The following is a 15,212-nucleotide window of genomic DNA, read 5'->3' as shown; positions in this document are numbered from 1 at the left end:
CGGGAAAAGATAGTTGACTCGTCGGCATGTCGATTTGGGCCAGTGAACTCGCCGGCACGATGCATCACGAGAGCATCGACTCGGCGCTGCTGCGGGACAACCCGCTCGGAGATCCGCACGTCCGCCCGCTCTGGGTCTACACCCCGCCCGGTTACGATCAGGGCGACGCCCGTTACCCGAGCATCTACGTCATCCAGGGCTACACCGGTCAGGTCACCATGTGGGGCAACCGGACGGCGTTCCGGCAGCCCGTCATCGAGACCGTCGACCAGGTCTTCCGGACGAAACCCGGCTGCATCGTGGTCTACGCCGACGCGTGGACGGCCTACGGCGGCTCGCAGTTCGTCGACTCCCCGGGCACCGGCAAATACCACTCGTACCTCTGCGACGAGGTGGTCCCGTGGGTCGACGCCCACTTCCGCACGATCGCCGACCGCGAGTCCCGCGCCATCACCGGCAAGTCCTCCGGCGGTTTCGGCGCCATGATCACCCCGATGCTGCGCCCCGACCTGTTCGGCAGCCTCGCCACGCACGCCGGCGACGCCCTCTACGAGTACTGCTACCTCAACGAGTTCGCCAAGGCCACCCGGTCGCTGCGGGGCTACGGCCACGACGTGCAGGCGTGGTGGAAGGACTTCCAGTCCCGGGTGGCCTTCACCAAGGAGGAGGACCTCACCCTCACCCTGGTCCTGGGCTGTGCCGCCGCCTTCTCCGCCGACCCGGACGGCACGCCCCGGCTGCCGTTCGACCCGCGGTCCGGCCGGTTGATCCCGGAGCTGTGGGACCGCTGGCTCGCCTGGGACCCGATCCGCATGATCGACGAGTACGCCGACCAGCTGCGCTCGCTGCGCGCCGTCTGGATCGACGCCGGCACCCGCGACGAGTGGTTCCTGGACCTGGGCGCCGAGGCTTTCCGCGACGGCCTGAAGCGGATCGGCGTCCCGGACGAGAAGGTCGCCTTCGAGCTGTTCCCGGCCTCCCACATGGCCATCGACTACCGCTACCCGCTCGCGATCAGCTGGCTGGCCGACCGGCTCGGAAGATGAGCCGGCCGGCCGGCCGGCTCAGAAGATGACCAGTGGATCCCCGAAGAAGTCGGCGATGAAGTTGATGAAGAAGAATCCGAAGAACAGCACGTTCGCCACCAGCACCACGTAGTGCCACGGGCGCGGCCGGGCCGGTTTCGGCAGGCGGGCGTTGAGATACATCAGCATGAAGGGGTAGATCAGCGCGCCCAGGTTGGACATGTTCGCCGACCACTGCACCAGGTTCACCGGCACGGCCAGGTGCAGGATCACCGAGATGATGACCAGCAGGGTCAGCATGAACGGGAAGTAGAACCGGCGCGGGTCGCCCTCGATCAGCCGCCGCAGCCGGGGACTCGTGGCGTGGGCCGCGTCCGTCGTGACGCGGACCATCGCCTCGAAGATCCCCAGCTGCGTGCTGAACAGGATCAGCACCCCGAGGATCAGCGTGACGTAGAACAGCGCCTGCCCGTACTGGTCGCCCAGCACCGACGCCACGAACGTCGGCACCTCCGCCGGAGTCGGCCGGGTTCCGGACACCTCGACGGCGTGCGCCATCAGGATCGTCGGCAGCAGCATCCCGACCATCGCGCCGAGGAAGAAGACACCCCACATGTCGATCAGCAGGAACCGGTACCACCGGCGCCAGCGGCCCGCGTTCTCCGGCGTGTCGGCGAACGTCACCCCGACGTCGAGCATCTTCGTCTGGTCACCGCGCAGGCCGGAGATGAACCCGGTCCGGTAACCCATCCCGTAGCCCTTGTCCCGGTAGTGGCCCATCACGTACCAGTTCAGCCCCGACGCCAGCGCGGTGAACCCGGCGAGCCCGCCCAGCTGCGTCGCGGTGATCCCGGCCGGCGGCGCGGCGGGCGTGAAGAACCCGCGGATGCCCTCCCACCACAGCTCGGCCGGTACCACGAACACGTCGATCAGGATCAGCCCGGCGATGATCGAGCCGACCATCACCCAGTTCGCCAGCTCCAGCGTCCGGCTGATCCGCTTCGCGAACGCCGTCAGCAGGAACACCACGATCAGCAGCGCGATCGCCCACAGCCGAGGCTCCTCCGCCCCGGACGGCGCCACCTCGCCGTGCACCAGCGCGTACACCCCCTGCCCGGCCGCCGCCGCCCATCCGCCCGCGATGAACGAGAAGATCACGATGAACACCGACAGCGGCACCCACAGCTGAAAGCCCGGCGGCACCCGTCCCCACCCGACGACCGGCACCTCCCCGGTCGCCAGGACATACCGCGAGCACTCCACGTTGTAGAACGTCTGGAGCACCGCCGAGACCACGATCACCCAGCCGATCCCGACGAACCCGAACTGCCCCACCGCCTGCGGCCCGAGCAGCCACTCACCACTGCCGATCGAGATACCGAGCGCGATCAGACTCGGACCCACCACGTACATGAAAAGCTGGCGCGTCCCGATCTTCGCGATCCCGAAGACCTCCTCGGGCTCGGGCAGGTCGCCCACCGCCAGGTCGGGACGGCTACGGCCCAGGGGGTAAGTGCTGGCCCCGGTCTCCTGCTCCATGGCGGCGCCTCCTCGCTGAGAACGCTGAGAACCCGAGCCATCAATCTCTGCCTGCCCCTCGCACGCCGCAAGGGTCAGGCCCCCGCGGTGCGTGATCTGTAAAAGCCGATCGATGTCGGTCGATCCAGAAGTCTCGGTCACCCTCCTTTTCTCGTACGCCTGAAGCGCGCAAACTGACCCGATGCTCTCGACGCCCCCGAATGCCTCCCGATGAGCCGCCGCCGCTCCGGCCTCGAGTGGATCGTCGCCCTTGTCGTCCTCCTGCTCGCCCTCCTCGTCGCCGCCCTCGCCGTCGCCTCCGCAACCGGCCTCGCCGACGTCAAGCTCGCCCTCCGGTGAGCCCGCCGCGCCGCATAACCTGGGAGTGCCCCGCCGCGCACCGGCTGCCAGCCGGGCCGCGGTGCCCCGGAGGGAAGGAGTATGCGAGCCGGTGACCGCCACACCTGCTGACCCCTCACGTCCGGGCGCGGCCGACCCGTTCGTCATCGCGGAGCGAGCTCAAGGCGTCCAGGCCGGTAATCACAATGTTCAGAACAACTTCTTCCGCGCCGCCGCTCGGACGCCGGTCCGGTGGCCGCACCGCATCGGCACGGTGCCCCTGCTCGCCACGGGGCGCGTCGACCGGCCCGCGGATTCCGCGCTCGAGAGCTCGGTCGACACCGATGAGGACTCCGCGGCCGCGTGCCGAGTCGTGGCCGGCCTCGGCGGGGTCGGTAAGACGCAGCTGGCAGCGGCGCTGTGCCAGCGATGGTGGGCCGGGCGCCGCGTGGACCTGCTGATGTGGGTGACGGCCTCGTCTCGCAGCAGCGTCCTCGCGCGTTACGCACAGGCGGCCGCCGACGTCACCGGCATCGAGGATGCGGACCCACGGGTGGGCGCCGAACGCTTCCTCAACTGGCTGGCGCAGACCGGCCACCGCTGGTTGATCGTGCTGGACGACGTCGCCGATCCGGCCGACCTTCGCGGCTTGTGGCCACCTGCCACACGCCGTGGCCGTACGGTGCTGACCACCCGCCGTCGTGACAGCGCTCTGCTGGACGGTCGCACCCTGATCGATGTCGGCGTGTTCACGCCGGCCGAGGCGCTCTCCTACATCCAGGGGAAACTCCCGGCTCCGGACCAGCGCGACGGCGCCGAAGACCTGGCCGCCGCCCTCGGGCAGCTGCCCCTGGCTCTGGCGCAGGCCGTCACCTACATCTCGGATCAGGACCTGACCTGCACCGAATACATCGGCCGGCTGGAACGCCGTGCGGTCGGGGCGCTGCGACCGGCAACCCTGCCCGACGACCAGCGCACAGCAGTGGCAGACACGTGGTCGCTGTCTGTCGAGCTTGCCGACGCCTCCACCGGCGGCCTTGCCGGTGTGCTGTTGCAGGTTGCTGCCCTGATGGACCCCAACGGTATTCCGCTCGACGTGTTCAGCACCCGGAGTGTCCTCGCGTATTGCAGTGCCCTTCTCGGCCGGCCGGTCGACGCGGACGACGTGCGGGACGCCATCCGGGCGCTGCACCGCGTGGGGCTGGTCAGCGCCGCACGGGACGAACCCCGGACCGAAACCGCCGCCGTGCGGATTCACGCCCTGGTCCAGCGGGTCACGAGAGAGACCACGGAACCCGGCCGTCGAGGCGACATGGCGACGGCTGTGGGTGACGCTCTGCTGGAGCTGTGGTCCACGGTCCGGCACGACCGGGCCCGGCAGGAGTTGCTGCGAACGAACACGGCCGGTCTGCACGGTGCGGCTCGCCGGTACCTGTGGAGCCAGGCCACCGGTGGTCATCGAGTGCTGCTGGAACCAGGGCTGAGCCTGGGGCTCGGTGGTCAGTCTGCTGCCGCGACGAAGTACTTCCGCGACCTGGCCGGCACCGCAACGGCCGAAGCGGGTCCCGACCATCGATTCACCCTGCGGTGCCGCCGCAACGCGGCCTTCTTCGCGTACGACGAGAATCCGAGAGACGTCCTCGCCGACTTCGAAGGCTTGCTGGCGGACTGCCTCCGGATTCTGGGCCCCGCCGACCCGGACACCCTGGAGACACGCGGGGACATCGCCTCCAGGCGAGGATCTGCGGGCGAACCGGGGATCGTTGCGGAGTTCGATGCTGTTCTCGCCGACGCGTCGAGAGAACTCGGTCGTCATCACCGGGCGGTCTGGACGATTCGCAGCAATCGCGCCTACTGGCTCGGTGAAACGGGCGATCCGGCGGGCGCTGTCGCCGCGTTCGAGGAGATCCTGATCGACACTCTGCGGGAACAGGGCGCTGACTCGCCGGCCACACTTTCCCGTCGCTTCTACATCGCTTTCTGGCGGCGAAGGACGGGGGACCGGGCCGGGGCTACCGAAGCGATGGTCGCGCTACTCGCCGACCAGACACGGGCGCTCGGACCGGATTCTTCGGAGACCCACTACACCCGCGAGACCCTTGCCTACTGGAGGGGCGAGGACGGCGACCCGGAAGGGGCTGCCGCGGACCTTCGAGTTCTGCTGGCGGACCGGATGCGGGTACTCGGCGCGGAGCATCCCACGGTGGGGAGGACGCGAGAGTCGATTGCCTACTGGGAGCGGCGAATGGTGCCGGCCACCCAGGACGAGGAACTCTGAGCTGCCGATCACCCGGTGCCCAGGGGCTGCCCGGTCAGCATCCGGAACGCGGCGGGGCTCAGTGGTCGCCAGCGTGCGCGGCCGTATCGGTCCGGTCCGCAGATCACCAGCAGGTCCTCGGCGGTGCGGCCGATGCTTCCCGCCGGGGTGCATCGCCTGCCCATCCGGGCTGCCTCCGGGGCGCCGGGCGCGATCGGCTTGACGGTGGCGGTGCTGGTGGGAAGCGCCTCCGGTGACGGAAGGCCGGTCGCCGGGGGAGTGGCTGCGGCGGACGGCACCGGGACTGCTCCGGCGCGGGCCGGGAGGCGGCTGGTCGCGGCAGGGCCGGGCTGGGAGAGGCCGTCGGCGCTGTCGCCGATGAAGGTGGCGATGCCGGCGAAGCCGCCGCCGCAGACCAGCATCAGCAGGCAGGCGGAGAGGATCACCGCTGCCGGCGTCCGGCGGTCGCGGCGGGGTGGTGGGAGGTCGTCGGTGGCCAGGAAGATCGAGGGGCGGGGGATGGCGACCAGGTGCCGGTGCACCGTGCAGGGCAGTGGGGTGACGCCGCCGTCCGGATGGCGGGGCAGCGCGACCAGGTGGTGCCGGATCGGGGGTGGGCCGGTGGAGCTCACCGGACCAGTTTCGCCAACACAGCGTGCCCGCGTCGATGCTGGGAGTGTGCCAGCTCGACCCGGCAGTTCAGCCCGGATGCCGGCGCAACGGCCCGGTGTCGCAGCTGGGTCGCTGCGTCTCTCGAGAGCTTTGCGCCGGCCGTACGAAAAATGTTCTTGAAAGGTTGTGACCTCTGCCGCAGCGCAAGTTGTTTGAATCTGAAATAGTTTTGCTGTCAAGGAAGTTGTGCAGGGCAGACCCGGGACGTCAGATGCCCCGGCCGGAGAGCTCCAGGAGCGGGTCATGCAGTTCGGAATCTTCAGCGTCAGCGACATCACGGCCGACCCCACCACCGGGCGCACACCGACCGAGGCCGAGCGGATCAAGAACATCGTCACCATCGCGAAGCACGCGGAGGAGGTGGGTCTCGACGTCTTCGCGCTCGGTGAGCACCACAACGAGCCGTTCTTCTCGTCCTCGCCGACCACCACGCTGGCCTACATCGCCGCGCAGACGAAGACCCTGCAGCTCAGCACCGCTACCACGCTGATCACCACCAACGACCCGGTGAAGATCGCCGAGGACTTCGCGATGCTGCAGCACCTCGCCGACGGGCGCGTCGACCTGATGCTGGGGCGCGGCAACACCGGCCCGGTCTACCCGTGGTTCGGCAAGGACATCCGCGCCGGGATCCCCCTCGCGATCGAGAACTACTCGCTGCTGCACAAGCTGTGGCGTGAGCACGTCGTCGACTGGCAGGGCAAGTTCCGCACGCCGCTGCAGTCCTTCACCTCGACGCCGCGCCCGCTCGACGACGTCCCGCCGTTCGTCTGGCACGGCTCGATCCGCAGCCCGGAGATCGCCGAGCAGGCCGCCTACTACGGTGACGGCTTCTTCGCGAACCACATCTTCTGGCCGAAGGAGCACACCCAGCGCATGGTGCAGCTCTACCGGCAGCGCTTCGAGCACTACGGCCACGGCTCGGCGGACCAGGCGATCGTCGGCCTCGGCGGCCAGGTGTTCATGCGCAAGAACAGCCAGGACGCGGTAAGTGAGTTCCGGCCGTACTTCGACAACGCCCCTGTCTACGGCCACGGGCCGTCGCTCGAGGACTTCACCCGGGAGACGCCGCTGACCGTCGGCAGCCCGCAGCAGGTCATCGACCGTACGCTCGGCTTCCGCGACTACGTCGGCGACTACCAGCGCCAGCTGTTCCTGCTCGACCACGCCGGCCTGCCGGTGAAGACCGTTCTGGAACAGCTGGACCTGCTCGGCGAAGAGGTCGTCCCGGTGCTGCGCAAGGAGTTCGCCGCCCTGAAGCCGGCCCACGTGCCGGACGCTCCGACCCACGCCTCCCTGCTGGCCGCCCGCGAGGCTTCGGAAATGGAAGAGGTCACGGCATGAAGCAGCGCACGCTCGTCGTGATCAGCGCGGGCCTGAGCCAGCCGTCGTCGACCCGCCTGCTCGCGGACCAGCTGTCCGCGGCGGCGGGCGCAGCCGCCGCCCGGCTCGGCGTCACCCTCGACGTCCAGGTCGTCGAGCTGCGCGACCTGGCCCACGAGATCACCGACCACATGCTGACCGGTTTCGCCCCCGCCTCGCTCAAGCAGGCGCAGGACGCGGTCGCCGCCGCCGACGGGCTGATCACCGTCACCCCGGTCTTCACCGCCGGCTACAGCGGCCTCTACAAGTCCTTCTTCGACGTTCTCGACAAGGACACCCTCGCCGACAAGCCGGTTCTGCTTGCCGCCACCGCAGGCACCGCGCGTCACTCGCTGGTTCTGGAGCACGCGTTGCGGCCGCTCTTCGCCTACCTGCGCGCCGCGGTCGTTCCCACCGCCGTCTTCGCGGCCAGCGACGACTGGGGCGCCGACTCGGTGGAGGGCCCGTTGCGCGGCCGCATCGATCGCGCCGCGGCCGAGCTGGCTCGTGAGATCGAGCGCCGGGAGCCGGTCACCGTGGCCGATCCGTTCGCGCTGACCGCCGGCTTCGAAGATCTGATGAAAAACCTTTGACGGTACGGTCAGCGCACAGCTCTCGAGAGACGCAGCGGCCCGGTTGCCACACCGGGCCGCTGCGCCGCTTCCGGGCTGAACTGCCGGGCTAGGCTCGGAGCGATGAAACCCTTCGTGTTCCGCCACGGCAGCGGTCTCTGGCCCACCGGCGAGACCCTCCTTCACGTGTACGCCGTACCCGATCTCGACGAGGACCGCGCCCTGGCCTCCCTCGTCGCCGGCTGCCGCAAGGCCCTGGACGGCTCGCCGCTGACCTTCGTGGCGGACCGCTGGCTGCACATCACCGTCGCGCAGATCGCCGACACGTACGGCCGGAACTACTCCGCCGGCGATCGCCGCCAGTTGGCCGCGGAGCTGGAACGCGACCTCGCCGCCGTCGAGCCGTTCACGCTCACCGTCGGCAGTTGCCTGGCCCAGACGTCGGTGGTCATGTTCGACACCTCGCCGGACGACGAGATCAACCACCTGACCCGGGTTGTCTACGACGTGCTCGGGCGGGTGCGCGGTCCGGAGGCGCTGAAGTACCCCGCGGGTATCGCGCATCTGACGCTCGGATATGCGAACGGTGAGGCCGACTCGGAGGGGGTTCAGCGGGCGTTGCGCCAGGTCCGGCCCAGCCACGCGCCGATGACCGTGCGGGAGGTGCAGCTGGTCGACGTCACCGCCGATCCCGACGCCAAGACCATCACGTGGGAGCCGGTCGCCCGGATCCCGCTCGGCGGCCGATAGGCGCACACGGTGCCGCCGCGCCGGTTCAGCGGGCGGCGATCTCCCGCAGGGCGTCCAGAACCGTCCTGACCGCTGCCCGGTGCAGCGTCTCCGGGCGGGTGAGCACGTCGATGTGCCGCCCGGCCGGCAGGTTCGCGAGCGGCCGCAGCGTCACCCCCGGGTTCGGCGGGCTCGTGTAGCCGGGCAGTAAGGCCAGCGCCGCCCCGGACGCGACGACAGCGGCCGCCACCGCGAAGTCGTTGATCCGGTGCGCGATCGTCAGCGGCCGCCCCGCCGCCGCCGCGATCGTCGCCAGGATGCCCTCCAGCGGGAAGCCGTCGTGCACGCTGATCCACTGCTCGCCGGCCACGTCGGCAGCGGTCAGCGCGGACCGGGCCGCGAGCGGATGCCCGGCCGGCACCGCCACGTAGATCGGCTCTTGGACCAGCGGGACGACGGCGACCCGGTCGGCCGGCCAGGGCGGGCTGTGCGCGAGCCGGTGCGCCACAACCAGATCGTAATCGGCCACCAGCGCGGGGAAGCCGGCGTGTGCCACGTCCTCGTCCGCGCATCGCAGCGGCGGGCCACCCGCGGCCAGCCGCCGGATCAATGGCGCGAACCAGGCGAGCCCCGCGCTGTGGAACGCGGCGATGCTCACCGGGACGCCGGCATCGTCGAGGTACGCCCCGACGATGCGATCCGCCTTGTCCATCGCGGTCCACACCTCGACCGCCGCCGCGGCGAGGGCCCGCCCCGCCTCGGTCAGCACCAGGTGCCGCCCGCGCCTCTCGGTCAGCGGCACCCGCGCCGACCGTTGCAGCGCCTTCAACTGCTGCGACACCGCCGACGGTGTGATGTGCATCGCCCGGGCGACAGCCGCGACGCTGCCCCGGTCGCCGAGTTCCCGCAGCAACCTGAGGTGATGCAGATCCATGTAGCCTCCACTAAACCGTGGGTTCAGCATCTCGCGCCTTGTCTACATCATCGGGTGATCGCAGGCTGTCCCCATGTCGATGCTGCTTCTCCTCGCCGTCGCCGTGATCTGGGGCAGCAGCTATCTCGCCGCCAAGGACCTCGTCGTGGTCGGCGGTGTGCTGGCCGTGCTGGCCCTGCGGTTCCTGGTCTCGGCCCTGGCGATGGTCCCGGTCGTGCTGGTGCGCCGGCCCGGCAGGCCGAGCCGGCCGGAGCTGGCTGCCGGGTCACTGCTGGGACTGACGCAGGCGGCGGTGCTGATCCTCGAGACGTACGGCGTATCGCTCACCAGCGCCACGAACGCCGGAGTGCTGATCAGCCTGACGATCCTGCTGACCCCGGCCCTGGAGGGCGCGATCGGCCGGCGCTGGCTGCCGGGGCGCTTCTTTCTCGCGGCTGGTGTGGCCGTCGCGGGGGTGTTCCTGCTGGTGACCGGGTCCGGGCTGAGCACGCCGTCGGCCGGGGACGCGCTGATGCTCGCCGCGGCAGTGGTCCGCGCCGCGCACGTCACCCTCTCCGGGCACCTGACGCGCGGACGGGCCTACGACACGGTCACGCTGACGACCCTGCAGACCCTCGTCGGCGCCGTCCTGTTCGGCGTCGCCGCGGCGCCCGCGCTGGGGCCGGCGGTGCGGGCCTTCGGTACGGGGGAGTGGCTCGGCATCCTCTGGCTGGCCCTGGGGTGCAGCGTCTTCGCTTTCCTGGTGCAGCTGTGGGCCGTACGCCGGACGTCCGCCGCCCGCGCGAGCCTGCTGCTCGGCACGGAACCGGTGTGGGCGGTCCTCATCGGTGTCGGCCTCGGCGGCGAGCACCTGACGTCGATCACGGTCGCCGGGATTCTCCTGGTGCTGGCCGGAACCTGGTACGGCCAGCGGGTGGAGTCCGGCCACCGGGCTGTCCCGGTCCCCCCGGCTCCCGCCGGTGGCCGGTGCCTACCAGCCGGGGCCGAACGTGGTGAAGAACCAGAGGGCGGAGCTCAGCCAGAGGCCGGTGAGGGTGGTCAGCACCAGCCCGCCGGCCAGCGGGACGACCCAGGGCCGTCCCTCGCCCGGCCGGCTGATCAGCAGCATCTTCGCGGCGAACGCGCCGTAGAACACGCAGCCCAGCAGTGAGTGGGCGAGGACCCGGGGCTCGCCGGCGCGGAAGCCGAGCGCGTACAGGCAGTGGACGGCGACCGGCAGGGAGAACAGCAGAGCGAGCCGCCCACTCCACCGGTGCAGGCCGGGGATCCAGCGGGCGGTGGGCAGTTTGCCGTACATCGCCAGGGCGGACACCAGCTGGATCACGCCCAGCGCGGCGGCCGCCGTGGCCAGCCACACCTTGGTGTCCTGCAGCCGGATGAACGCGGGAACGTCCAGGGCCCCGGCCGGCTCGTGCAGCCGCCCGTAGACCCCGAGGCAGACCGCCACGCCGACTCCGGCCACCACGGGCAACCACACGCGGGGCTGCCGCAGCGTACCGGCCTCCACGATCAGAATCCCTCGCCGCTCTCGGCGTCGATCGTCGTCGCGCTGACCGTCTCCCCGTCCACCGTGGCGGTACGGGTGGCCACGTCCAGCAGCGGCGCCGGCGCCGGGGCACCGTTCCTCTTCAGCACACCGACCTGCCGCCCGTCCGCGAGCACGATCCACCCTCCGGAGACCTCGGCACCACGAACCCGGGAAGCGGTCCGGTAGAGCCCCGACGGCTTACGGACCACACCCACCTCGAACCGGTTGGTCCTCTTCTCGACGGTGACCTCCCCCTCGGCACTACGGGCGTCGAACGTGCCGGTCAGGGTGCTGCCGTCGCGGCCCTTCAGCGACAGCTTCCCGCCCGTCGCGGTGCCCTGCAGCCACGACTCGATCCGGTCGCCGTCACACACGTACGCGACGGCCTTCCCGTCCCGGATCGACAGCGCGAGCGTGCCGCCGCCGTTCTCCACCTTCCCGGCCAGCGTGACCCGCAGGTTCTCCTGGGCGGGCTTCGCCGTGCCTGATGCGGCCGTGCCGGGCGCCTCGGCCGGTGCTTTCGTGGCCGGGGCGGCCAGGTCGTCGGTCGGCGGAAGGGAGGCTGGTGTGGTGGCTTGTGGTGCCGCGCTCACCTGCTGGGCGGCCTGGACTGTGCGCTCGCCGGCCGACGCGTTCATGTTGAGACCGGCCAGGACGGCGGTGATCAGTACCGCGGCACCGAGGGTGACCAGCGGGCCCTTGCGCCACCGGCTCCGTTCGCGCTCCGGCTCGCCCGGCGGCTGCATCGACGGCGGCGGTGTCATCGACGGAGGCTGCATCGACGGCGGCGGTGTCACCGACGGAGGCTGCATCGACGGAGGCTGCATCGGCGCGGGGGTGGTCGGCCTGCTTGCGGGCGTGGCGTCCGGACCGTTGCTGACTACCCAGCTGCCGGTGTCGGTCGCGGTGGCCCAGCCGGCTCGCGCACCCTCCGCCACCGGCGGTGCCTCACTCGCACTCGCACCCCAGGCGCCCGGAGTCGTGCCCGCACCCCAGGGGTTGTCGGCCGCGCCCCGGGGGTTGTCGGCCGCGCCCCAGGCGCCGGCTGCCACCGGAGCAGCGCCGGCACCGATCGCCCAGGCTGCCCCGGCACTGTCGACGTCCGCACCGGAGCCGGCAGCTTGCGCAGTGCTGCCGCCAAGAACTCCCGCGATCCCGCCGCCCGTGCCGCTCGGGGCCGTGCCGCTCGAGGCCGTGCCGCTCGGGGCCGTGCCGCTCGCGGGCGTGCTCTCGAGGAGGCCGGGTGTAGTCGAGACCTGCTGCAGGTAGGCCGCGAGCCGCCGGGCCGGAGGGCGTCGCTGAGAATCGGTGGCCAGGCAGTCCCGGGCCACCACGTTCAGCGGCGAAGGCAGGTCGTCCGCCTTCCCCCGCGGGTTCCCGGTGACCATCTCCACCAGCAGAACCCCGAGCGACCACACATCCGCGGCATCCGTCGGCACCGCACCGGCGAGAACCTCCGGCGCCGTGTAGCCGACCATCGGCAGCACCGTGCCCGAGTCGTCGACCCGCACCCGCACCGGCCCGGGACCCGGCACCACGAGAACGGTCTGCGGTGCCAGACCGGAGTGGACCCGGCCCAGGTCATGTTCGGACGCCAACTCGGCGGCCACCTGCGCGGCGATCCCGGCGGCCCCGGCCGCGCTCAGCCTGCCACCGTGGTACGCCAGGAACCCTCGCAGATCCGGGCCGTCCACATACTCCTGACCGGCCATCCCTGTACCCCTCGGCATCGATGAAGGTCTCATTCGACCTTACGCACTCGTCGCTGTCTCTCCCTAATACCAGCGGCGTGCGGCCCGGGTTCAGACCCGTGACCGCGGCTCGTGACCGTCCATCCCGGTGCGGGGCAGACCGTTCGGCAGGGGATGGGTACCCTATCGGACGTATCGGCAGCATCGGCGCTCACGCGGTGTAAGCATGAGATTCCGGACAGCGGTGAGGGAGGCGTGATGACCGAGACCATGACCGGCCAGACGGGTGCGCGCACGGCGGACGGCACGCCGCAGCCGGTGCCGCCGGCCTGGCAGTCCGGGTCGCTGGCCTGGCAGCGGACCGACCTGGTCGGCACCGAACTGGTGCTCGCGCCGGGCAGCGGGAACGCGGTCGTCCACGGCACCCTGCCGTACGCGATGGAGTGGACCGCCACCCTGGACGGCACCGAGGTCCGGGAACTCACCATCACCTGCAAGGGCGCCGGCTGGACCCGTAACCTCGGCCTCGGCCGCTCCACGGACGGGTGGTCCTGCCGCTCGGACGAGTCGGGCGACGCCGGCCTTCCCCCGCCCGGTCCCGCCGGCCCAGCCGCGATCGCCCCGGACGCGGTACCCCGGATCACCGACTCGCCCATCTTCGTCACCTGGGCGATCCACCATCTCGGCCTGACCGTCGCATCCGGCCCGGTGACGGTCCCGTCCGTGCGCGTCCTCGTCCCGTCCCTGGCCGTCGTGCCAGGCACCACCACCTACCACCTGGTCAGCCCCAACCGGCTCCGCGTCACCGGCGACGGCCCGCCCGCAACCTACGAAGTCGACCCGGCCGGCGTGGTCGCCTATCAGGCCGGCCGCCTCCGCCTGGCCCGCTAGCGGTTCACCCGGCCGCCGGCCCCGGTTGCTCGCCGGCCCGGCCGCCTGACCCGGTTGCTCGTCGGCCCCGGCCGCCGGCCCGGGTTGCTCGCCGGCCCGGCCGCCTGACCCGGTTGCTCGCCGGCCTCGGCCGCTAGCCTTCGAGCAGGCGGAAGTCGGCGTAGTCGAAGCCCGGGGCGACCACGCAGCTCACCAGAACCGGCTGGTCACCGGCCGGGCGCGCGCCCTGCCACACCCCGCCCGGCACGAGGACCTGCGGCCGCTGTCCCGCGGTCAGGTCCGGGCCGAGCACCACGATCTCCTCCGCACCGGGCCGTTCGCCACTCCCGCCGAGGCGCAGCTCCAAGGGGCCGCCGGAGTGCCAGAACCACAGCTCGTCGGAGCGCACCTCGTGCCACGCCGACTCCTCACCGGGGTGGAGCAGGAAGTAGATCGCGGTGGCGGCGTTGCGCGTTTCCCCGTACCCCTCAGGGCTGAAGCTGAAGGCAGACCGCCAGGTCTCCCGGAACCAGCCGCCCTCGGGGTGCGGTGCCATGTCGAGTTGTTCCGCCAGCGGCGGCCGGGTGGTCATGGTGACCGATCCTAGGGACGCCGGGCGGAATGCAGGCACCGGCGCCACCAGCGGTTCGCCGTCCTGGTCTTCGGCACCGTCATTTGCCGGGTTCGGGGGCGGCGAGGCGGCGGACGGCCGAGGTCAGGGCCGGGGCGTCCAGGTCGGACTCGGTGACCAGGGCGAGCAGGATGATGCCGTCGAGCAGGGCGCAGATGTCGCGCCCGGCGTCCGCACCGACGTACGGCTCGAGGATCTCCGGCAGCCCCCGCATCCACACCTCGGCGAGCGGGCGCAGGGCCTCGTCGCGGGCGGCGGCCATGCACAGCTCGTACTCCAGGCGGACCTGGCTACGGTCGCCCAGGTATTCCTGGACCAGGCCGGTGAGCGCTTCGGGCATGTCCGGGGCGGTCCGCAGCCGCTCCCCCCACTGCTCGAGGTCGGCCTGCAGCATCGCGACGGCGTGCCGCAGCCCGGCGGCGATCAGATCGTCGAGCGTGGGGAAGTAGTACGTGGTGGCGCCCAGCGGCAGCCCGGCCTTGGCGGCGACGGCGCGATGCGTGGTCCGGCCGACACCGGCCTCGGCGATGACCTCCATGGTGGCGGCGGCCAGGGCGGCGCGGCGTGCCTCCGGGTCGCGGGTGCGCTGGGGGCGGCGGCCGGTCAATGGGCCGTCCCGCTGTTCAGGTTCAGCATGACGACGCCGGCGATGATGAGCGAGACCCCGGCGATCTTAACCGTCGTGAACGGCTCGTCCAGGAAGAGCGCGCCGATCACCACGATCGCGGCGGTGCCGACGGCGGACCAGATCGCGTACGCCACGCCGACCTGGATGCCCTTCACCGCCTGGGCGAGAAGCACGAACGACAATGCGTAGCCGACCAGGCAGGCCAGGGTCGGCCAGAGGCGGGTGAAGCCATCGGTCGCCTTCATCAGGCTGGTTGCCACGAGCTCGGCCGCGATGGCGGTGAACAGGTAGACGTACGGCACTGCGGAAACACCTCGATCATCTTGTACGTGTGTACAAGTACGATCGTACAAGAGTGATCGATCGGCCTCCAGCCCTGATTGCCGCGCTTCTGGTGTCGGGGTGACGACTTTCCGTCCTGGAGCTCCTGTCCGGCCTCGGGATGGCGTCGTCGTA

At 71.1% G+C, this 15,212-nt stretch carries 15 protein-coding genes and 1 pseudogene; 8 read left to right on the top strand and 8 right to left on the bottom strand.

From position 1 onward, the window contains the following. Positions 1–26 precede the first annotated feature (26 nt). Entirely contained in the window at positions 27–1,046 is a 1,020-nt protein-coding gene (locus tag ACFQV6_RS29590; protein WP_378030897.1) for an alpha/beta hydrolase, read from the top strand. A gap of 18 nt (positions 1,047–1,064) precedes the next feature. On the opposite strand, the gene ACFQV6_RS29585 is transcribed toward ACFQV6_RS29590, so the two are convergent. Beyond that, on the bottom strand, positions 1,065–2,564 hold the full coding sequence (locus ACFQV6_RS29585) for an Nramp family divalent metal transporter (protein WP_378030896.1): 1,500 nt from the start codon (positions 2,562–2,564) through the stop codon (positions 1,065–1,067). Between the two features lie 210 nt (positions 2,565–2,774). Between ACFQV6_RS29585 and ACFQV6_RS29580 the strand changes: the two genes are divergently transcribed. Then, the gene (locus tag ACFQV6_RS29580) at positions 2,775–2,903 is read left to right on the top strand and encodes a hypothetical protein (protein ID WP_378030895.1); all 129 of its coding nucleotides are present in this window, start codon (positions 2,775–2,777) and stop codon (positions 2,901–2,903) included. Between the two features lie 91 nt (positions 2,904–2,994). Further along, positions 2,995–5,160 (top strand): NB-ARC domain-containing protein, encoded by a 2,166-nt coding sequence (locus tag ACFQV6_RS29575; RefSeq protein WP_378030894.1) that lies wholly within the window; start codon positions 2,995–2,997, stop codon positions 5,158–5,160. 8 nt (positions 5,161–5,168) lie between these two features. On the opposite strand, the gene ACFQV6_RS29570 is transcribed toward ACFQV6_RS29575, so the two are convergent. Then, positions 5,169–5,771 carry a hypothetical protein gene (locus ACFQV6_RS29570; protein WP_378030893.1) on the bottom strand — a complete coding sequence of 201 codons (603 nt, stop codon included), beginning with the start codon at positions 5,769–5,771 and terminating at the stop codon, positions 5,169–5,171. A 283-nt stretch (positions 5,772–6,054) separates the two neighbouring features. On the opposite strand from ACFQV6_RS29570, the gene ACFQV6_RS29565 reads away from it, so the two are divergent. From ACFQV6_RS29565 to ACFQV6_RS29555, 3 genes are all read left to right on the top strand, one after another. Continuing rightward, positions 6,055–7,155, top strand: a complete 1,101-nt coding sequence (locus tag ACFQV6_RS29565) for an LLM class flavin-dependent oxidoreductase (RefSeq protein WP_378030892.1) — start codon at positions 6,055–6,057, stop codon at positions 7,153–7,155. Then, positions 7,152–7,766, top strand: a complete 615-nt coding sequence (locus tag ACFQV6_RS29560; RefSeq protein ID WP_378030891.1) for an FMN reductase — start codon at positions 7,152–7,154, stop codon at positions 7,764–7,766. Before ACFQV6_RS29565 ends, ACFQV6_RS29560 begins: the two co-directional genes overlap by 4 nt. Before the next feature lie 102 nt (positions 7,767–7,868). Then, positions 7,869–8,495, top strand: a complete 627-nt coding sequence (locus tag ACFQV6_RS29555) for a 2'-5' RNA ligase family protein (protein ID WP_378030890.1) — start codon at positions 7,869–7,871, stop codon at positions 8,493–8,495. Between the two features lie 25 nt (positions 8,496–8,520). On the opposite strand, the gene ACFQV6_RS29550 is transcribed toward ACFQV6_RS29555, so the two are convergent. Continuing rightward, positions 8,521–9,408 (bottom strand): LysR family transcriptional regulator, encoded by an 888-nt coding sequence (locus ACFQV6_RS29550; RefSeq protein ID WP_378030889.1) that lies wholly within the window; start codon positions 9,406–9,408, stop codon positions 8,521–8,523. A 73-nt stretch (positions 9,409–9,481) separates the two neighbouring features. Between ACFQV6_RS29550 and ACFQV6_RS29545 the strand changes: the two are divergent. Next, positions 9,482–10,297: pseudogene (locus tag ACFQV6_RS29545) on the top strand (DMT family transporter); the annotation flags it as partial. 81 nt (positions 10,298–10,378) lie between these two features. Here ACFQV6_RS29545 and ACFQV6_RS29540 read toward each other — a convergent pair. Next, positions 10,379–10,915: a DUF6529 family protein gene (locus tag ACFQV6_RS29540; protein ID WP_378030888.1), complete on the bottom strand. Its 537-nt coding sequence runs from the start codon at positions 10,913–10,915 to the stop codon at positions 10,379–10,381. Between the two features lie 2 nt (positions 10,916–10,917). Further along, the gene (locus tag ACFQV6_RS29535) at positions 10,918–12,648 is read right to left on the bottom strand and encodes a protein kinase (RefSeq protein WP_378030887.1); all 1,731 of its coding nucleotides are present in this window, start codon (positions 12,646–12,648) and stop codon (positions 10,918–10,920) included. Between the two features lie 237 nt (positions 12,649–12,885). Between ACFQV6_RS29535 and ACFQV6_RS29530 the strand changes: the two genes are divergently transcribed. Then, on the top strand, positions 12,886–13,518 hold the full coding sequence (locus ACFQV6_RS29530) for a putative glycolipid-binding domain-containing protein (RefSeq protein WP_378030886.1): 633 nt from the start codon (positions 12,886–12,888) through the stop codon (positions 13,516–13,518). Positions 13,519–13,651: 133 nt separating this feature from the next. Here ACFQV6_RS29530 and ACFQV6_RS29525 read toward each other — a convergent pair whose 3' ends face one another. The 3 genes from ACFQV6_RS29525 to ACFQV6_RS29515 form a co-directional block, all read right to left on the bottom strand. Then, the gene (locus tag ACFQV6_RS29525) at positions 13,652–14,089 is read right to left on the bottom strand and encodes a cupin domain-containing protein (protein WP_378030885.1); all 438 of its coding nucleotides are present in this window, start codon (positions 14,087–14,089) and stop codon (positions 13,652–13,654) included. A gap of 79 nt (positions 14,090–14,168) precedes the next feature. Then, positions 14,169–14,735 (bottom strand): TetR/AcrR family transcriptional regulator, encoded by a 567-nt coding sequence (locus tag ACFQV6_RS29520; protein ID WP_378030884.1) that lies wholly within the window; start codon positions 14,733–14,735, stop codon positions 14,169–14,171. Further along, positions 14,732–15,058 (bottom strand): DMT family transporter, encoded by a 327-nt coding sequence (locus ACFQV6_RS29515; RefSeq protein ID WP_378030883.1) that lies wholly within the window; start codon positions 15,056–15,058, stop codon positions 14,732–14,734. Before ACFQV6_RS29515 ends, ACFQV6_RS29520 begins: the two co-directional genes overlap by 4 nt. Positions 15,059–15,212 lie beyond the last annotated feature (154 nt).

Source organism: Actinoplanes sp. GCM10030250, assembly GCF_042666575.1.
Lineage (GTDB): Bacteria > Actinomycetota > Actinomycetes > Mycobacteriales > Micromonosporaceae > Actinoplanes.
This window is presented reverse-complemented; position numbering and strand designations above follow the sequence as displayed.

Bases quoted from the DNA above. Each gene is read 5' to 3' on its own strand.
- ACFQV6_RS29590 (WP_378030897.1), top strand. From the start codon at position 27: ATGTCGATTTGGGCCAGTGAACTCGCCGGCACGATGCATCACGAGAGC.
- ACFQV6_RS29585 (WP_378030896.1), bottom strand. From the start codon at position 2,564: ATGGAGCAGGAGACCGGGGCCAGCACTTACCCCCTGGGCCGTAGCCGT.
- ACFQV6_RS29580 (WP_378030895.1), top strand. From the start codon at position 2,775: ATGAGCCGCCGCCGCTCCGGCCTCGAGTGGATCGTCGCCCTTGTCGTC.
- ACFQV6_RS29565 (WP_378030892.1), top strand. From the start codon at position 6,055: ATGCAGTTCGGAATCTTCAGCGTCAGCGACATCACGGCCGACCCCACC.
- ACFQV6_RS29560 (WP_378030891.1), top strand. From the start codon at position 7,152: ATGAAGCAGCGCACGCTCGTCGTGATCAGCGCGGGCCTGAGCCAGCCG.
- ACFQV6_RS29555 (WP_378030890.1), top strand. From the start codon at position 7,869: ATGAAACCCTTCGTGTTCCGCCACGGCAGCGGTCTCTGGCCCACCGGC.
- ACFQV6_RS29550 (WP_378030889.1), bottom strand. From the start codon at position 9,408: ATGGATCTGCATCACCTCAGGTTGCTGCGGGAACTCGGCGACCGGGGC.
- ACFQV6_RS29535 (WP_378030887.1), bottom strand. From the start codon at position 12,648: ATGGCCGGTCAGGAGTATGTGGACGGCCCGGATCTGCGAGGGTTCCTG.
- ACFQV6_RS29530 (WP_378030886.1), top strand. From the start codon at position 12,886: ATGACCGAGACCATGACCGGCCAGACGGGTGCGCGCACGGCGGACGGC.
- ACFQV6_RS29525 (WP_378030885.1), bottom strand. From the start codon at position 14,089: ATGACCACCCGGCCGCCGCTGGCGGAACAACTCGACATGGCACCGCAC.